The organism is Exiguobacterium sp. Leaf187 (assembly GCF_001423925.1).
GTDB classification, from domain to species: Bacteria; Bacillota; Bacilli; order Exiguobacteriales; family Exiguobacteriaceae; genus Exiguobacterium_A; species Exiguobacterium_A indicum.
This window is the reverse complement of sequence record NZ_LMPR01000009.1, coordinates 844,965-861,139: the sequence shown is the minus strand read 5'-3', so window position 1 is coordinate 861,139 and position 16,175 is coordinate 844,965. Positions and strand designations below refer to the sequence as shown.

Here is a 16,175-nt window from a genome sequence, read left to right as displayed (position 1 = left end):
GCGCCGGGCGGAATGCCCGGTGGTACTCCGGCAGTAGGAGGCAACCATGACACCACCCGAAACCTTATTCATCCTCACACCGATCCTAATCATCGGGATTCTCAGCATCGAGTTTATCGGCGGGAGACGTTCGAACCGTTCAAAACCGAAAGCGGAGCACGCTGATCAGCACGTGTTCGAAGAGACCTTCTCCCGATTGAGACGAGACACGGAAGCACGACGAGCGGACATCCAGCACTCGTTCGAGGATCAGCATAAACGAACACCCTATCTCATCAAGGCGCATCCTTCGCGGACGCGCGTTATTCAACCCAAAACAGCAGCAGTCATTCAGAAGGAGGACGAGACAGATGGGACATACCCAGCTGAGAGAGAACATGACGCATAACACCTGCATCGAACGCGCAGAGAAACGCGTACACGTCACACGAGAGGAACCGATGAAACGCTACTTCCATCACCCGTTCGGCATGGCATACCGCATCAACAACGAATGGGTACCGTGCCCAGGCTACGGTGAAAAAGCTATCGTACCGGTCTCTCCGGAAGAACCGAAACGCGCAGCGATTGTGCTCGACGAGTGGCAACCGGCACCGAAAAGTGAGAAGCCACCCAAAGAACCGGTACCTATGCCGTCTAAGCAAGAACTGGACGATTTGATCAAGCGCGACGAACGAATCACGCTGGTGCAGATTGGTCGCCGTTATGGCGTCAGTGCACCGACCGTGAACAACTGGTGCAAACACCATCAAATCGACACACCGTTCGTACGACGCAAGAAACAAAAAGAGGTGCATTCATGATCCTGACACTTGAAGCATGGGAAGCCTTCTGTAAGGAACAAGCGAAGTTTGATCAACGTGTCCTCGATCGTCACGGCTTGACGCACATACCAATCTGGGAGCGGGTGACTGCGTTCCGGGTCGAGGCAGCGGAATGCATCAACGAACTTAAAGGCGTCTGGAAATGGTGGAGCGTCAAGGAAGCACAACGGCAACGATTCCTCGAGGAGTTCGTCGATGCACTCAAGTTCATCACCGGCATCGCAAGCGTTGACGCGGCTAGCGGTGGAGTCATCGGATACCATGCGATGATTGTTCGTTCGCATCGTTATCACGAATCAGTGAAGGAAGATCCGAAGCGGCTCTGCAACGCTGCAGTTAACGCGCTAACAATCAGCCAGTCGTTCGGAGCGATGGTCCTTCTAGCAGAAAATCTTTCCATCACACCAGAGGAAATCCGGGTCGCATTCGAAGAAAAAACAGCCGAGAACCTTGAACGACTCCTCGTGGAGTACTGACATGTGGGTGCGGATCTACTACGAGAAAGGTGGCGCAAGAGAGACATGCGTCACCTGGGCGGCTAGTAAAGCGGAATGTGAGAAGCTCGCTGAAGATCTCGGCGGCGTCTTGCTGAACGTGGAGAGACACTCATTAAAGTATAATTAATAATACACGCAAGAACATATGTTTGTGTTATACTGAATTTACCTCTAATCAGAGTAGACAACCATAAATAAGGTAAATATTACCTTGTTTATGCTATATTATTTCCGTCTACTTTATTATCGGTTAGGGGGAATGAAAGAATGGATATTAACGGCATTATTGAATTTATCGATCGAGCTGAAATGAGCTTTTATCTTGTTGAAAAAAAGGCGCGTAAAAACAAGCCACCTACTTATGCTGTTTATACGCCAAATATTAGTGAAATAAAACAAGATATCGTTAGTATGTTTAGAAGCCATATCATCGAGAATCAAATCTACCAGAATGAGCAGGTTCCGTTTGATACAGTTGTGGCAGAGGATGATAGACTTGAATTCTGCATAGCTGGTAGTACTCCACATGATGCTATTGAAGCATTAATCGAAAATTCAATTGAGAACAGAGGTAATCATATTGATTTCAGTGCACCAAATGTAGATATCAATAAATTATCTTTTTACTGTACTAAATTTGAAGTTGAAGAAGAAGAACCGCTCTATTTAATCAGGAGGGTAAATAAACTTTCCGCTCTAAATCGTGGTTTTAAAGCTCTTTTTTCAGATAACTCTTTTTCTAAATTAAATGATCAAGTATTCGCTATTGATCCTATGAATGATTTGATTATTCAAAACGAAGAAGCTCTGATTTTAAGCAGATTTGCACTCAATGTTCTTTGTACCATCGACGATTTTTACATTGATGCTACTAAACAGTTGCTAGAATCTGTTAAGTCACATTTTTCGAATTATGACGCTTTTTTAGAAGACTGTCTTCAAAATAGAAGAATTCTTCGAAAAATGGTTAAAATGTCTGAGAACCCTGAAAGAATTTCACTTGTACTCGATGAAGGAAGAGCGGCAATTGAATCTGTAATTGAAGACCACGCTTTGACAGTCACTCTTAACGAAGATGGATTAATAAATTATAGTGGTGACGCGACTGAAATGACTGAAATAGCAAATTTATTGTCAGATGCCTATTTTAGAAGCAGTATTTTAAATGAAAAGGGAATAAGTAGGTAATAATTGTTAGTTCAAAGAGATGGGGGGATAGTATGACACTATTTATGAAGTGGGGAATGTTTATTTTGTCATATATTCCTCTCTATTTTTTGCTAGCAATTCAACACTTGAAGTATAAAAAAATTCCACTGTCTGTTTCAGAGTTGTCATCTGCTTGGTCGGAGAATCGAGTTCAATTTTGCTTTTGGCTAGTGCTTATTATGCTCTTTCTTGTCTCTATTTTTATGTTAATAATGTTTATTAGAATATTTGCTAAAGGTGGAAATTCTTTTAAACCAGATTTTACTTTGAAAGATGTTACTAATTTACAAGATAATCAAATGAGTTATTTATTAACCTATGTTGTTCCTTTAGCTTCTATCAACGAAATATCTGATGGAAGATCATTATTAACAAATTTATTTTTATTTATTTTAATTGGTAAAATGTATACACAAAACAATTTAATATACGTAAATCCTGCATTTTCAATTGTTGGATTTTCAGTGTTTCAAGCAAATAACAAAGTCTACATTTCTCGAATCTCTAGAGAAAAATTAAAACTTATCCTAATTCATGAAGAACAAATTTATTTAAGAGAATTGGGATCGGATATGTATTATTTAAGTGTTAAAGATTAAAAGACGCTGCTTAGCGTCTTTTTTTTATGTCTTCATGAAAGTCGATTTAATTAGTCCATAAAAAATTATAAAGTGAGGGATGAGAGAAGTAATAATATGATCATTTTTTGTTTTAAATTACTGATACATTTTTAATACTCTTTTGATACAATCTTGATACAAAAACTTGCCAAATACGTGATATTCTTTCCATGTAGACGAAGCGGGTGCGACGACGGTTGCATTGTTCTACAGGACATAAGCATTACTCACATACCAAGCGCCTTGTAACGGACAAGGCGCTTTTTGTATGCAGAAATATCCGGATGAGTGAATTTGACCTCCCTTAGTCAGCCTATCGATCGGTTCCATGTCATTCCCCCAGATGCTTGCAATGATCGATCTCATCCGGATGTTTGTACATATAAGGAGTGATTGCATGAAACGTAAACCATACACGATACACTGGAAAGTGAGTTCAAGTCGTAAAGATCAGCGCACGGGATCCGTCACGAAGATTCCTCAAAGTAACTGGTTGAAGTATCTCTGGAAACAGGAAACCAAACGCATGAAGTGATTCGCTTCTTGCCAACAACGTATGACGCAGCCAGAAAAAACGTGAAGCAAGCCATGAAGCGTGAGGGCGGAGTAGTCGTGCGTTGTTGATAGGATTTTTTGGATGGCGAAACAAATATCCCTTATAATGTAATTTAAGTAATTATAAGGAGTGGTTAAATGTCTGATAAAGATCCGTATAAAATGATTGCCTCTTTATCGATTGACCTTGATTCGCGTTACGCGGTGATGAGAAAGAGAGTTGATCAAGAGATGTACGATGCATTGAAGAATCAAGAGCAGATGGCCAAGAATCTTATGGGTACGAGTACTAGAGCTGCGTTTGACTTTGAGTCGATCCAACACTCGTTGAATGCCGGTAAACGTGAAGAATTAAGACGACATAACGAGTTGGTGAGTGTAGGGAAAGAACAGGTCGAAACGTTAGAAGCATTGCTTCGAGATAGCCAAAATGCGATTGAACAAAGAAATGCATTGATTCGTTTTCTTGTTCAAGTGATGGTGGATATGGAAGCTTCTAATGGCGAGAAAAAAAGAACCTTAACAGAACTTTTAACGCGACTTTCCTCTATTGCGGCATTTGGCAACGACTTAAGTGATTTAGGCAAAATGATTACTGGAGCAATCGATGAATTAGCAAAAGAAAATTAATCACCAAGCATCCTTCGGGGTGCTTTTTTGTGCTTTGCAACGAGCGGACGGGAATCGACCTAGTCGGTTCGTTGGAAAGCATAAGAAAGGAGGGAAACCATGACAGAGATGAATGTAGAAACGATTCGAGAGGCGCTTAAAACAGTAGTGATAGATTTCGTCGAACGTGCATGGAACATGGTGAAAGAAATTCTACGAAGAGTCGGAGACAACCTCCGGAAGATGACACGGACGGCTCTAGTAGCGGATGCCCCTCAGCCTTGCTATAAGGCACGATATGAGCGGGACACGTCTTGGCATGTGAATCGTCTTATCGCATCAGGAACGAAGCGTCAGACGCATCGAATGATGAAAGAGCGGCATAAGCGAGATCGTCGGTCGTCCTGAAAAACAACACAATCCAGTAATTAGGAAGGCGGTGGGAGCGTGGCGAGACCAAGAGACCCCCGGCGGGATGAGGCTCGCGAGAAGTGGCGAATCGCCATCAAAAAGGATCCGACATATAAATTGGTCGACCTGGCGAAGGAGATGGATGTCTCCCCGAGCGCGATTCGCAAGTGGAAATCGACGGACCGCTGGGATGATGAAGAAACGGACGGCAAAGGGAACGCTCCTAAACTGAAAGAGAGCGCTCCTAAACGACGCAAGAGTGGCGCACCAAAGGGGAACAAGAACGCCGCGGGTAACTGGGGCGGTGCTCCGGAAGGGAATAAGAACGCGTTGCTCCATGGCTTGTTCCGTCAGTACATACCGGAATCCATCCTCGAAATCATGCATAGTACGCAGGAACGGAATCCCGCTGATCTACTCTGGGACCAAATCCAGCTGATGCATGCGAACATCATCAATTCTCTGAATATCATGCATGTCAGCAATGCAGACGACATGTCGAAAGAATTGAGCGCGAGCGGGGAATCGAAGGACGAATGGGAAATCCGCTTCGCCTACGAAAAACAAGCGACGTTCATGTCTTCCCTTGCTACGGCGATGGGACGGCTCGATGCGATGATCCGCTCCTACGAGAAGTTGACCAAGGGAGACGAGGAACGCGTCCTGAAGCTAGAGAAACTGAAACTCGAAGTCGAACAGCTAAAGAATGCGGATACGGATGACGAGACGACGATCGACTGGAAAGACGGTGTCCTTGCCGCTGCTGAACGACGTCGCAAGCAACAGGTGGAAACGCCATGAAGCAGACGAAACCGTATAACGTACTCGCCAGCGTCATTGACGTCTACTGGGACGATCCCGCGGCATTCGCGGAAGACATCCTCGGTTTTTATCCGGACGAATGGCAGCGCGGCGTACTCGACGATCTATCAAAGAAGAACAAGGTCAGCGTCCGCTCCGGACAGGGTGTCGGGAAGACGGGGCTTGAAGCCGTCGTGACCCTCTGGTACCTGACATGCCGACCGAATCCGAAAGTCATCGCGACCGCGCCGACCAAGGATCAACTGTTCACCGTCCTTTGGGCAGAGATTGCCAAGTGGATGGAGAAATCTGAACTGTTGAAGCGGCTGCTGAAGTGGACGAAGACGAAAATCTACATGATCGGGAGTGAAGAACGGTGGTTCGCTACCGCGCGTACCGCGACGAAGCCGGAGAACATGCAGGGCTTTCACGAAGACTACATGCTGTTCATCGTCGATGAGGCATCCGGTGTCGCTGATCCAATCATGGAAGCCATCCTCGGGACATTGACCGGGGACGAAAACAAAATCTTGATGTGCGGAAACCCGACTCGAACGAGTGGGGTCTTTTTTGATTCCCATAACCGCGACAAGCATCTGTGGAGTACGCACAAGGTCAGCTCCCTCGATAGTCCGCGCACGTCACGAGACACGATCGAGATGCTCAAGCAGAAGTACAACGAAGACTCGGACGTCTACCGTGTCCGCGTCCTGGGTGATTTCCCGAAAGCGGAGGCAGACGCCTATATCCCGCTCGAATTTACGGATCAAGCCATCAACGTCACTGTGACACCCGTTAAATACGCGGATATCCATATCGGAATCGACGTTGCCCGCTACGGGGATGATGAGACCGTCATGTATGCCCGTGTCGGGAACAAGGTTGTCGCACGACACACCCATAGCAAGAAAGGAACGACGGAGACGACGGGAGAAGCGATCCGCTTCGCTCGGAACACGCTCAATCGTTTCCCGCAAGCACCCCGCGTCGTCTTCAAGGTCGATGATACCGGTGTCGGCGGTGGTGTCACAGATGGGATCGACGAATGGATTGATACCCATAACATGCAGAAGTTCGAAGTCCACGGCATCAACAACGGATCGAGAGCGGATGACCCGGATGTCTATGACAAGCTCGGGGATCAGTTGTGGGGCAACCTACGAGACTTGCTCGAGACGAATTTCAGAGGCCGGATGCTAGGGGATGAACCGACCCTCGAACTGCTCGAGGACGACAAGCTCGTCTCCCAGCTGACGACGCGGAAGTATCGGGTCCTCAGCAAAGGCGTCATCAAGGTCGAACCGAAGGACAAGATGAAGAAGCGTGGACTGGCATCACCTGACCGCGCGGACGCCCTCGCCTTGTGCTTCTATGAGCCGGAGGGTGGCAAAGGCTTCAGCGCCTTCGAGCGGACATTCTAAGTGAGGTGAGAGACCATGTGGCGTTCATTCATCGAATGGCTACGTTCATTATTCAACAAGAAAGGAGGCGGTGGCGTGGAAGCGACGACGCTCACGCAAGAACTACAGAAGAACAAATGGGCAGGATTGAACCAATACATCGCACAACACGAAATCCTGCTGAAATCGATCGTCCTGCAGCAATCCTACTATGACGGAAAGCATGCCGTACTCGTCCGACAACCGAAACGAGCGGATGACCCGAACCATCGCCTCGTCATCAACTATGCGAAGCTGATCGTCAACCTCCCGACCGACTATATGGTCGGGAATCCGGTCAGCGTCGAGGTACCGGATAGTGCAGCCAGTAAATACGGCGCGGATCTCGAACGACTGAAGGGATTCCGGCAAAAGCTCGAGGACGTCCGCGAAGATAACAGTGATCATCACATCGACTTCACGACCGTACGCAACGGATTGACGGCAGGTGGAGCGGGTGTCCTGTTCTACTTCGACCATCGTCTGGACATCCGCTATCGTGCCTACCCGCTGAATCGTCTCTTCCCGGTGACGAACGAATACGGCGACATCATCGGTGCGATTCACCGGTATACGAAAGAAGAGGTACGGAACGGAACGACAGAGACCGCTGAATACGTCGAGTGGTACGACGACACCCATGTCTATTACCTGAAGCGAGACGGTACCGATCTCGTCGAGGATCCACGAAAAGAAGTAAAAGTCGCCTACCACCAGTTCCCGATGGTGCCGATTGCCTGGTTCCGCGGGGATGAAGCACAGACGCCACCGACGACGGATATTCCAATGGGCATGTCGGTCATCGACGAACCGAGCATCACGATCATTGATGAAATCAACCGGGCGATAAGTGATAACGCGAACAAGATGGATGTCTTCAACGATCCATTCCTCAAATTCATCGGTGAACTTCCGAAACCGGAAGAAACGATGAAGATGCGGACTTCGCGTGCGGTCGGCTCCAAGAATCCGGAAGCCGTCATCGAGTACCTTACACCACCAATCGATGAGAAACCGATCGTCGCGCACCTGAAGGAATTGACGGAGCGGCTCTTCGATGTCGCGCAACTCCCGAAAATCTACAAGGATACGGCGAACGGCAATCTGTCGGGTGTCGCCATTCAACAGATGTATGCACCGCTCGAGATCGCGACGAACGCGCGGGAGATTCATTTCAACGAGTACTACCGCCGTAAGAACATGCTCCTGACTTATGGCATCCAAGCAAAGGATTGGATGATCGAGGGGAAGGACACCGTCACTGAGTGGCAGAACGTCGCGGAGTCGCAAGACACGTCGATGTTACACAACTGGCGCTGGATCTACTGGACCGTTCACCGGAACCTACCAATCAACGTCAGCGAATACGTCACGATGCTGACAGGACTGAAGGACTTCATCTCGGATGAGACCATCCTGCAGCTGAACCCGCTCGTCGAGAATGCGACGGAAGAGAAGGAACGTCTCGAACGTCAGAAGGCAGACCGGAAACAAGTCGACCTCGACAACATTGATGGTTACATCGATGGAGCGGACAAGAAGATCGAGAAGCGTTCGACGGAAGACGACGAGGAATAAGCCATGTTCTTGACAGCTGAACAACTCGACCAGATGGTCATCGACCAACAAAAGCGATTGATCAAAATCAAGGACAAGGAAATCAAGGTCCTACTCCGCGGCTATGCGGAACTCTTGCGTCAAATCAAGGGAGACATCCTCTCGCTCGCTGTAGACGTCTCAGGGGAAGACCAACTCGTTTGGGACTGGGGAAAGCTCAACAGTCAGCAATCGCGTATTCAAGTCTTGCTTGCGCAGACGAACGTCCACATCGAAGAACTCGCTCGTACGACTGTCGCGATGACAGACAGTATCCTACACGCCGTGGTGATGCAGGAGTATGCTTTCGCGGGTTACTTGTTGACGATGCAAGGAGAGGGCAGGTTCCCCGTCTTGCCATTACTCGACAAGGAAAGCATCCAGTCTCTCGTCAATCGGGACTGGTCCGGAAAACGATTCTCGAATCGCATCTGGGACAATACGGCACGCCTAGGCAAGCAGCTCCAACAGGAATTGCTCTCGTCGATGATGCGCGGTGAATCGGTCGCGAAGACGACTCGTCGTCTGAAAGAGATGCTCGAGACGGATGCCTACAAAGCAGAACGTCTGGTACGGTCTGAAATCATTGCTGCCGGAAACTCCGCGAAGAAGAAATCCGTTCAGGACTTCATCCAGGATCATGGAGCGGACGGCATCGAAGGCATGCGTCGTCTCGAGACACTCGACCGGAAGACATGCGCGATTTGTCGTGCGGCTGATGGTCGCATCTACAAGATGGATTCCATCGGTTCAGCGCCAGACATCGAGCATCCGAATTGCCGCGTCACCTATACGCCGGTCGTCAAAGGATTCAATCAAGTCAGCCGTCGGAATGTCCGGATCTATCTGGATGATGGCAGAACCTCGACCGGCATTGCACAGGACATCGACACCTTTGCTCAGTATCAACAGAAATTCAACATCCCGACGTACCAGGAGTATCGACGGATGTATGAAGCGGAACGTCAGGCACGTGCCGCGAACTAGGAGGACATTGCACATGGAAACAGCAAAACCGTTGAAACCGACCTATCGTTTGAAACTCCCGATTCAGTTCTTCGCGGATGACCCGCCAGCGGATCCACCGAACGATCCACCAAATGATCCACCGGCTGACCCGCTAGTCGATCCGCCGAACGATCCACCAAATGATCCGCCACTCGATGAGAAGGATAAGTTGATTGAGAAACTTCGTCGGGAGAATGCACGACACCGTACCAATGCAAAGGAGAAGGGTGACGACAAGGATAAGCTGATCGCCGTTCTGAAGAAGGAACTCGGCATCGACGAGAACAGCGACGTCGCAGCGCAAATCAAGGCCGCGAACGACAAGGCGAACGAACGCATTATCAACGCGGAAGTCAAAGCCTTGGCGACACAGATGAACTTCATTGATCCAGCAGATGCGAAAGCGTTCCTCGACCGCTCCGCTATCGAAGTGGACGACGAAGGCAACGTGAACGGACTCCAAGAAGCGCTCGAAGCCGTGAAGACCGCGAAGCCCCACCTCATCAAGTACTCGACGACGCATCCACCGACGCCTCCAGGCGGTGGGAATTCGCCAGCACCGAAAGAGGGGTACGACCTCGGAAAGTCTCTAGCGGAGCGTTTGAACGGAAAGAATAAACAATAAGACTACGAAGCGAAAGGAAGATTCCTCATGAAACTAACACCCGTAACGAAGAATTACGCAGCCGGAAAAGAGATTCTAGCGGACACGGTCGGCTCAAAGACGATCAACGTGACGCTTGACTCAACGAAGTTCCCGGCAGGACGCCTAGAAGCAGGAGTGGCGCTACTCGTCGTCACAGCGACGAAGAAAGCGGAGCCGTGGGATGACGCGAAAGCCGCTACTGGTAAAGCGGCCGTTCTTGGTCGTGAACTCGTCCTTGATGGAACGGACGTCGTCGGGATCGGCTACATCGGCGGATACCTCAACGAATCGAAGTGTACCGGCATCACGGCAGGCTTCAAGACAGCCGCTAAGATGATTTCATTCCAGTAATCCATTTGAAAAATAGAAAGGGTTGAACTACATGCCAACATTCCTCACGTTAGACGAATTCAAACCACAAGCCTTGCTCGGACTAGTCGAGAACCGTGAAGTACCATTCACACCGATTCTCCGCTCGTTCTTGCCGCTCGAGGAATCCTTCTCGACGAACTTCATGTACGACATCATCGACCAGACGCGCGTCACTGCAGCGTCGCTCAGCGAGTTCGGTGCACCTGCGCCGTTCCGCGACAAAAAACAGGTGGCACGTGCCCTCGGTGAGGTCGCGAAGATCCAGCACCGCATCCGCTTCAGTGAGAAAGACCAGCTGGAGTACATGAACGGACGCAACGACCGCGAGAAGCAAGCGCTCCTCGACCGCGCCTTGACGAACGTCGCGGATCTCCGGATCGGCGTCGAGCACACGGAAGAGTTACTCCGAGCGGCAGCCGTCTATGAAGGGAAGCTTGTCTACGATCATGACGGCGTCAAACTCGACATCGACTTCGGTATCCCGCTCGCGAACAAATTGAATGTGACAGGTGCCGATAAATGGGATCAAGCCGATACAGCGAATCCGCTCGAAGACTTGATCGAAGCGTCGCTCGTCTTCAAGGATAAGAACGCAGGTCAGATGCCGCTTGAAATCCACATGCCTTTCGCACAACTCCGCGAGATCATGAAGGCGAAGAGCACGATCAGCGCCATCAAGGGTGTAGCGGGCGGAAACGTCTTGCCACGTGACATCGACGAATACCTGCAGGCGAACATGTTGCCAGCGATTAAGGTCAATGACCAAGTCATCACGTTACCTGATGGCGCGACGACGAAACGCTACCTACCAGAGCGTCGGATTGTATTGCTCGGAACGGCGATGGATCCACAACTCGGTTACACGGCACTCGGTCCGACGGTCGAACGCCAAGGGCAACCAGGTATCTTCGTCAATCCATGGGAAAAGCTGGAGACGAAAGACGAGATCGTCGAAGTCGGTGAAGCGGCATTCCCAGCGCTCCAACGTCCGAACGCGGTCTTCCACATGAACGTCTGATGCATTACAACTACCATTCATCGAAAGGAAGTGAATGATATGAAAGTCAAGGCTCTCACGCATATCAAGTACAAAGGAGCACTCCATAAGCCGGGTTCTCGCTTCGAAGTCACGAAGGCAGTCGCAGAAGAACTGCTGGAGGGCGGAGTGATCGAACAGCTAGACGGAGGTGTTGAAGATGATTCAAATGACGACGACGGAAGCGGCGGAAAAGCTCCCGACCCTAAGTAACCTACCTGAAACAGAATTAGCCGCTGCTCTGACCCGCTCGATCATCGAGGTCGAGCAGCGTTTTTTAGTGAAACAGATTCCGGTACCATTACCGGTTCCGGAAGCCATCAAGCTAGCGGTCTGCTATCTCGTCATGGACGAGGCGGTCCCGAAGGTGAAGAGTATCGAACGCTCGGATTACAAGGAGACGCTCGATACATCGGGTCAATACCTGAACAAGGCATTGCTCTTCCTCGAACCGTATCTCAATCCACCACCTGAACCGGAACCGGAATCGTCTGGCGTGGTATTCCTATGAACCCGTTCAGTCCCTATGAGTCTCTCTTGTTCCAACGAGCGGACGTCTTCCGGATGGTCCAGTCGTCCGCGAAGTACAATGCGACCTCGACGCGGACGGAAGTCCTGCATGATGTCGCGGTCGGCTTAGCGGAGCAAGAGAACCGGCTCAGCGTGTCCTATCAGCAGAATGAACTGAATCGTCGCTTCCTCGTCCATACGAAAGTACCGTTGTCAGCGGGTGACGAACTGCAGATCTACTCGAAAGACCGATCGCATGCATACGGGACGTTCACATGCGGGCGTCCTTATGCTGTCCATGATCGTCTAGGCATCCATCATTATGAGATTCCGGTCGAGGCAGTGGATAGCGCATGAGTGATTTCAAGTTCGAGTTGAATGATAATGGCATGTTCGACCGCTTCAATGCGCAACGTGAACAACTCGATGAGGAGCTGGAGCGAATCGGGACGCTGACCGCTTTCGCGTTCCTTCATCGCGTCACGGCTGTCGCACCGGTCATGGATGGACGGCTCAGAAACTCGTTAGCAGCGGCATCGAGCGGAACGGATGGCGAAGATTCCATCTTCAAGATGCAGAAAATAAGAGGAATCAAACTGGTGTTCGGTACGAACGTCGAATATGCGGACTGGGTCGAGAATGGTCACCGGCAATCCCGGCGATTCGTACCCGGTGAATGGAAGAATGACAAGTTTGAATATCGTCCGGACCATGACGGCGGCATGTGGTTGAGACCGATGACCGTCATGGGAAAGCATTTCTTCAAGAACGCATGGCATTCATTCGAGAGCGACGGTCAGGATTTCATCAATCGTGAATTGGAGGCATTTTTCAATGAGCTACTTTGATAGTGATCAGTTAGGTGTCCAAGACGTACGATCCGTGCTTAAGTTCGTGCAGGACACCACCAACGTCCGCGGCTATGACCGCCCAGTCGAGCAAGGGGCAGAACGTCCCTTCTTCGTCTTGGCGCCACCGCGAGGGACACCTGAGATTTTCAGCGCAGACTGGTACCGATACAAACCCATGATTCTCGGTACGCTTTTCGTAGATGAACCCGAGCAGATGCAAGAGTTCGTCTCGCGGATTGCGACCATGCTCATGGTGAACTGTCAAGAAATCCCGTTGATCAGCGTCACAGCTGAGGGAGATTGGGTTGAGACAGAAGGGAAACTGGATGAGTGCGAGTTTGCGAACAATCTCGTCTCGGACGATGCGCTGAACTTCCAAGTCATCGGCCAACGGTACGTATCAGAACGAGAAGTCGAACTCCCGTCTCTCGATACGGCAGTATTTAACAAGGAGTTGAACACATATGGCACGTAAGCAAGTCAACGAAGCGGTCACGATCGTTTCAGATGAACCGGTCTATCCAGCGGAAGAACTGATCGAGGCGCATGCCTCCCTCGGTTATCCGCGGCATATCGTCGTCGGTGCCTTGTTTGGGCAGGCGGAGATGTCACAAACGGATGCGATCGAACGCATCGAAGCATTCAAACAGAAAGAGGTGCAATGATCCATGGCAAAAGCAATGATTCCAGGTCGCCACGAGCGACAAGCGGACGTCTATGTCCGGTTCAACATCGCCACGACGTCCGGCGTCGAATCGTCAGCACGCGGCACGCTCCTGATGCCTGTCCGGGCAGACTGGGGGCCGATCAACCAGATCGTGACCGTCCGCTCGACGGATGAAGCGAAGACCGCGTTCGGAAGCGGACAATCCGCATTCCTCTTACAAGATGCGTTCCTCAACAGCGCCTTCATCCGAGAAGACGGCACGAGCGTCGTATCCTTGAAGGAAATCAAGGTCTACCGTCTAGCAGCAAGTGCCGCGAAAGAAGCCTCGCTCGATTTGACGTCGATCAAGGTCAAGGCGCGGTACAAGGGCGCACGCGGGAACCAGTTCGCGGTGACGATCCGTCCGGTCATCGGAGACAACAACAAGAAGGAACTACTCTTGACGGAGAATGCACTGCAGCTCGAGAAGCTGACATTCGCATCGAACGACGATCTTGTCGCGCTCGCGGCGAACTCGAAGTACATCCGCGTCGAGAAGGTGACGGATGTACTTCCTGCGAACGTCGTCGCGCAATTGTTGACGGCAGGACATTCAGGAGAAGCAGTGACAGCGCTCGATTACGGAGAGTTCCTCGAAGTCGCGAAGACGGAATATGCGAATGCCATCATCCATGACGGTGTATCAGATAACGCCATCCAAGCAATGTTCCTTGATTTCGTCCGGACGCAGCGACCGAACGGTCAATTCGTCAAAACGGCACTCGGTGGACTCGCATCAGCGGACGTTAACTACTACGGTGCCATCTCGACGATGCAGAAAGCGTATAAGGAGGGTGTCGAGTACTCCCCAGCACAACAAGCCGTCCTCGCCTTAGCAGCGGCCATCTCGATTCCGGTCAACCGTTCACTCGCGGGTCATCTGACGATCTTCGATGATCTCGAGAAGCTTTCAGACGTCGATGCGAACCAGAAGATTGAAGAGGGTTACTTGTTGCTGAAGGCGGAAGGCAAGAACGTCGTCTACAATGCACCGGTCAACTCGATGACGGACTTCTCTCGACTCGATCCGCTCATCGGTATCGACGCGGATGCGGATCCAGACGCTGCCTTACGTGACTTGCAACAAATCCAGACGATCAACGTCTTCGATTTGATCACGGAAGAGCAAGAGTTAGTCTTCAAGAAATACTTCCGCTCCCAGTCGAACAGTCCATCGAAGCGGGACGCTGTCGCGGAGAAGATCAAACAACTGGTCCTCGAACCCCTCGCGAGTTCGAACATCGAAGTCATCGAGCCAGTCTATGATTGTGTCCCAGATAGCCGCTATCATGGCGAGGGAGCGACGGAACAAGCGTACAAGACCGAAGCCTACTTCAAGACAGCGTTCACTGTCTACGGGACGGCTACGCAAATTTACGCAAACAATACGGCGTCCTAAGCTATAAAAAATGAACGCAAATAGGAGGGAATTACATGTCTCAAGCTTATGATGATAAGTTACCGGTACTTGATCCGCGGAAAGTTCTCCGCGGGAAGTACGGCCAAGTCTATGACGAAACTGGTCGGGCGATGGTCGAGGTCACGGAAGCTGAAGTGAAGGTCAAGTTCAACAAGAAGAAGGTCGAACGTGGAAATGCGAAAGCGGACGGCAACCGGACGATGGGTTCGGAGATTAGCGGGAAAATCAAGATGCACTGGACGGCAAAAATCGCGGAGTTGCGTCGTAGTATCTTGAATGATCCGGACGCTCCGCGGACGCTCATCTTCGAACATCGCGATCCGGATCTCCCAGGAGAAAAGGTAGCGGTCATGGGTGTCACGTTCGACGAGGTCGACTTGATTGGCTTCAAGGTCAAAGATACCGGTGACACGGATCTCGCCTTCACGGCGGACGATTACAAATTCCTATAAGACGGACACAATGGAGACTTCGGTCTCCTTTTTCATTTTAATTTCAGAGGAGGATACATATTCATGGAAACAGCAGACCGTTACGCACATGAAGTAGACGAAGCATCACAGGACGAGGTGGTACAGGAGAAGCAATACGTCTCCTTGTCCGACTTGATGGACATCGACATCGCGAATCGCCGTGCAGGCAGCGTCAAGATGATGTCGATTGACGGGAAATGGTTCGAGATTCCGATTACTGCCCTCAACGCGGATGAAGAAAGCAAAATCCGGAAAGAAGCCATTAAAAAGAAACACGGTCCACGTGGTCAAATCACGGAAGAACTCGATGAACTGAAGTACAACAGCTTGATCGTCGACAAGGCACTGGATTCACGTCGAACGACAATGTCATTCCGGAGTCCAGAACTCGCATCGAAGCTCGGACTACCGGTTCCGCTACCTGAATTGATCATCCCGAAACTGTTCGGAACGGTCAGTCTCGCGGATGCTTCACGGGAAGTCATTGCCTTGTCTGGACTCGATGAGCCAGATGGTGAGATGGGAAAGTAAAGGCGAGCATCCTCGAAGGTGAAGATGCAGAACTCCGTTGGGCGCACGTCCTTTGGCAACG

24 protein-coding genes are annotated in these 16,175 nt (G+C 50.2%); all 24 read left to right on the top strand.

Annotated elements, in window-relative coordinates; all coding sequences use genetic code 11:
- The first annotated feature begins 46 nt into the window (after positions 1-46).
- A complete protein-coding gene (locus ASF99_RS08785; protein WP_055968551.1) occupies positions 47-388 on the top strand; it encodes a hypothetical protein in 342 nt (113 codons plus the stop codon).
- Positions 351-803: a hypothetical protein gene (locus ASF99_RS08780; protein WP_156357204.1), complete on the top strand. Its 453-nt coding sequence runs from the start codon at positions 351-353 to the stop codon at positions 801-803. Before ASF99_RS08785 ends, ASF99_RS08780 begins: the two co-directional genes overlap by 38 nt.
- On the top strand, positions 800-1,300 hold the full coding sequence (locus ASF99_RS08775) for a dUTPase (RefSeq protein WP_055968548.1): 501 nt from the start codon (positions 800-802) through the stop codon (positions 1,298-1,300). The genes ASF99_RS08780 and ASF99_RS08775 overlap by 4 nt, the downstream gene beginning before the upstream one ends.
- Positions 1,301-1,588: 288 nt before the next feature.
- Positions 1,589-2,509, top strand: a complete 921-nt coding sequence (locus ASF99_RS08770) for a Kiwa anti-phage protein KwaB-like domain-containing protein (protein ID WP_055968546.1) — start codon at positions 1,589-1,591, stop codon at positions 2,507-2,509.
- A gap of 32 nt (positions 2,510-2,541) precedes the next feature.
- Entirely contained in the window at positions 2,542-3,129 is a 588-nt protein-coding gene (locus ASF99_RS08765; RefSeq protein WP_055968545.1) for a hypothetical protein, read from the top strand.
- A gap of 418 nt (positions 3,130-3,547) precedes the next feature.
- The gene (locus tag ASF99_RS17260; RefSeq protein WP_156357203.1) at positions 3,548-3,685 is read left to right on the top strand and encodes a hypothetical protein; all 138 of its coding nucleotides are present in this window, start codon (positions 3,548-3,550) and stop codon (positions 3,683-3,685) included.
- Between the two features lie 158 nt (positions 3,686-3,843).
- Positions 3,844-4,335: a hypothetical protein gene (locus tag ASF99_RS08760; protein ID WP_055968543.1), complete on the top strand. Its 492-nt coding sequence runs from the start codon at positions 3,844-3,846 to the stop codon at positions 4,333-4,335.
- Positions 4,336-4,434: 99 nt separating this feature from the next.
- Entirely contained in the window at positions 4,435-4,722 is a 288-nt protein-coding gene (locus ASF99_RS08755; RefSeq protein WP_055968542.1) for a hypothetical protein, read from the top strand.
- Between the two features lie 39 nt (positions 4,723-4,761).
- A complete protein-coding gene (gene terS, locus ASF99_RS08750; RefSeq protein ID WP_082487128.1) occupies positions 4,762-5,526 on the top strand; it encodes a phage terminase small subunit in 765 nt (254 codons plus the stop codon).
- A complete protein-coding gene (locus tag ASF99_RS08745; RefSeq protein WP_055968540.1) occupies positions 5,523-6,947 on the top strand; it encodes a DEAD/DEAH box helicase family protein in 1,425 nt (474 codons plus the stop codon). Before terS ends, ASF99_RS08745 begins: the two co-directional genes overlap by 4 nt.
- A gap of 15 nt (positions 6,948-6,962) precedes the next feature.
- Positions 6,963-8,543, top strand: a complete 1,581-nt coding sequence (locus ASF99_RS08740; RefSeq protein ID WP_055968538.1) for a phage portal protein — start codon at positions 6,963-6,965, stop codon at positions 8,541-8,543.
- Positions 8,544-8,546: 3 nt separating this feature from the next.
- Positions 8,547-9,548, top strand: a complete 1,002-nt coding sequence (locus tag ASF99_RS08735) for a minor capsid protein (RefSeq protein WP_055968536.1) — start codon at positions 8,547-8,549, stop codon at positions 9,546-9,548.
- Positions 9,549-9,561: 13 nt separating this feature from the next.
- On the top strand, positions 9,562-10,194 hold the full coding sequence (locus ASF99_RS17255) for a phage scaffolding protein (RefSeq protein WP_055968534.1): 633 nt from the start codon (positions 9,562-9,564) through the stop codon (positions 10,192-10,194).
- A gap of 27 nt (positions 10,195-10,221) precedes the next feature.
- On the top strand, positions 10,222-10,566 hold the full coding sequence (locus ASF99_RS08725; protein WP_055968531.1) for a hypothetical protein: 345 nt from the start codon (positions 10,222-10,224) through the stop codon (positions 10,564-10,566).
- A 31-nt stretch (positions 10,567-10,597) separates the two neighbouring features.
- On the top strand, positions 10,598-11,605 hold the full coding sequence (locus ASF99_RS08720; RefSeq protein ID WP_055968529.1) for a major capsid protein: 1,008 nt from the start codon (positions 10,598-10,600) through the stop codon (positions 11,603-11,605).
- 39 nt (positions 11,606-11,644) lie between these two features.
- On the top strand, positions 11,645-11,836 hold the full coding sequence (locus tag ASF99_RS17355; RefSeq protein WP_055968528.1) for a DUF7210 family protein: 192 nt from the start codon (positions 11,645-11,647) through the stop codon (positions 11,834-11,836).
- Positions 11,784-12,134: a hypothetical protein gene (locus ASF99_RS08710; protein WP_055968527.1), complete on the top strand. Its 351-nt coding sequence runs from the start codon at positions 11,784-11,786 to the stop codon at positions 12,132-12,134. The genes ASF99_RS17355 and ASF99_RS08710 overlap by 53 nt, the downstream gene beginning before the upstream one ends.
- Positions 12,131-12,490, top strand: coding sequence for a hypothetical protein (locus ASF99_RS08705; RefSeq protein ID WP_055968525.1), 360 nt, complete (start codon positions 12,131-12,133; stop codon positions 12,488-12,490). Before ASF99_RS08710 ends, ASF99_RS08705 begins: the two co-directional genes overlap by 4 nt.
- A complete protein-coding gene (locus ASF99_RS08700) occupies positions 12,487-12,981 on the top strand; it encodes an HK97 gp10 family phage protein (protein ID WP_055968523.1) in 495 nt (164 codons plus the stop codon). Before ASF99_RS08705 ends, ASF99_RS08700 begins: the two co-directional genes overlap by 4 nt.
- Positions 12,968-13,459: a hypothetical protein gene (locus ASF99_RS08695; RefSeq protein WP_055968521.1), complete on the top strand. Its 492-nt coding sequence runs from the start codon at positions 12,968-12,970 to the stop codon at positions 13,457-13,459. Before ASF99_RS08700 ends, ASF99_RS08695 begins: the two co-directional genes overlap by 14 nt.
- The gene (locus tag ASF99_RS08690; RefSeq protein WP_055968519.1) at positions 13,449-13,649 is read left to right on the top strand and encodes a hypothetical protein; all 201 of its coding nucleotides are present in this window, start codon (positions 13,449-13,451) and stop codon (positions 13,647-13,649) included. Before ASF99_RS08695 ends, ASF99_RS08690 begins: the two co-directional genes overlap by 11 nt.
- Positions 13,650-13,652: 3 nt before the next feature.
- A complete protein-coding gene (locus ASF99_RS08685; protein ID WP_055968517.1) occupies positions 13,653-15,089 on the top strand; it encodes a hypothetical protein in 1,437 nt (478 codons plus the stop codon).
- A gap of 35 nt (positions 15,090-15,124) precedes the next feature.
- Entirely contained in the window at positions 15,125-15,562 is a 438-nt protein-coding gene (locus ASF99_RS08680) for a phage tail tube protein (RefSeq protein WP_055968515.1), read from the top strand.
- A 63-nt stretch (positions 15,563-15,625) separates the two neighbouring features.
- On the top strand, positions 15,626-16,114 hold the full coding sequence (locus ASF99_RS08675) for a phage tail assembly chaperone (RefSeq protein WP_055968512.1): 489 nt from the start codon (positions 15,626-15,628) through the stop codon (positions 16,112-16,114).
- The last annotated feature ends 61 nt before the right edge of the window (positions 16,115-16,175 follow it).

Bases quoted from the DNA above. Each gene is read 5' to 3' on its own strand.
- ASF99_RS08765 (WP_055968545.1), top strand. From the start codon at position 2,542: ATGACACTATTTATGAAGTGGGGAATGTTTATTTTGTCATATATTCCT.
- ASF99_RS17255 (WP_055968534.1), top strand. From the start codon at position 9,562: ATGGAAACAGCAAAACCGTTGAAACCGACCTATCGTTTGAAACTCCCG.
- ASF99_RS08775 (WP_055968548.1), top strand. From the start codon at position 800: ATGATCCTGACACTTGAAGCATGGGAAGCCTTCTGTAAGGAACAAGCG.
- ASF99_RS08690 (WP_055968519.1), top strand. From the start codon at position 13,449: ATGGCACGTAAGCAAGTCAACGAAGCGGTCACGATCGTTTCAGATGAA.
- ASF99_RS08695 (WP_055968521.1), top strand. From the start codon at position 12,968: ATGAGCTACTTTGATAGTGATCAGTTAGGTGTCCAAGACGTACGATCC.
- ASF99_RS08770 (WP_055968546.1), top strand. From the start codon at position 1,589: ATGGATATTAACGGCATTATTGAATTTATCGATCGAGCTGAAATGAGC.
- ASF99_RS08755 (WP_055968542.1), top strand. From the start codon at position 4,435: ATGACAGAGATGAATGTAGAAACGATTCGAGAGGCGCTTAAAACAGTA.
- ASF99_RS08710 (WP_055968527.1), top strand. From the start codon at position 11,784: ATGATTCAAATGACGACGACGGAAGCGGCGGAAAAGCTCCCGACCCTA.
- ASF99_RS17260 (WP_156357203.1), top strand. From the start codon at position 3,548: ATGAAACGTAAACCATACACGATACACTGGAAAGTGAGTTCAAGTCGT.
- ASF99_RS08740 (WP_055968538.1), top strand. From the start codon at position 6,963: ATGTGGCGTTCATTCATCGAATGGCTACGTTCATTATTCAACAAGAAA.
- ASF99_RS08675 (WP_055968512.1), top strand. From the start codon at position 15,626: ATGGAAACAGCAGACCGTTACGCACATGAAGTAGACGAAGCATCACAG.
- ASF99_RS08725 (WP_055968531.1), top strand. From the start codon at position 10,222: ATGAAACTAACACCCGTAACGAAGAATTACGCAGCCGGAAAAGAGATT.
- ASF99_RS08785 (WP_055968551.1), top strand. From the start codon at position 47: ATGACACCACCCGAAACCTTATTCATCCTCACACCGATCCTAATCATC.
- ASF99_RS17355 (WP_055968528.1), top strand. From the start codon at position 11,645: ATGAAAGTCAAGGCTCTCACGCATATCAAGTACAAAGGAGCACTCCAT.
- ASF99_RS08735 (WP_055968536.1), top strand. From the start codon at position 8,547: ATGTTCTTGACAGCTGAACAACTCGACCAGATGGTCATCGACCAACAA.
- ASF99_RS08705 (WP_055968525.1), top strand. From the start codon at position 12,131: ATGAACCCGTTCAGTCCCTATGAGTCTCTCTTGTTCCAACGAGCGGAC.
- ASF99_RS08680 (WP_055968515.1), top strand. From the start codon at position 15,125: ATGTCTCAAGCTTATGATGATAAGTTACCGGTACTTGATCCGCGGAAA.
- ASF99_RS08760 (WP_055968543.1), top strand. From the start codon at position 3,844: ATGTCTGATAAAGATCCGTATAAAATGATTGCCTCTTTATCGATTGAC.
- ASF99_RS08745 (WP_055968540.1), top strand. From the start codon at position 5,523: ATGAAGCAGACGAAACCGTATAACGTACTCGCCAGCGTCATTGACGTC.
- ASF99_RS08780 (WP_156357204.1), top strand. From the start codon at position 351: ATGGGACATACCCAGCTGAGAGAGAACATGACGCATAACACCTGCATC.
- ASF99_RS08700 (WP_055968523.1), top strand. From the start codon at position 12,487: ATGAGTGATTTCAAGTTCGAGTTGAATGATAATGGCATGTTCGACCGC.
- ASF99_RS08685 (WP_055968517.1), top strand. From the start codon at position 13,653: ATGGCAAAAGCAATGATTCCAGGTCGCCACGAGCGACAAGCGGACGTC.
- ASF99_RS08720 (WP_055968529.1), top strand. From the start codon at position 10,598: ATGCCAACATTCCTCACGTTAGACGAATTCAAACCACAAGCCTTGCTC.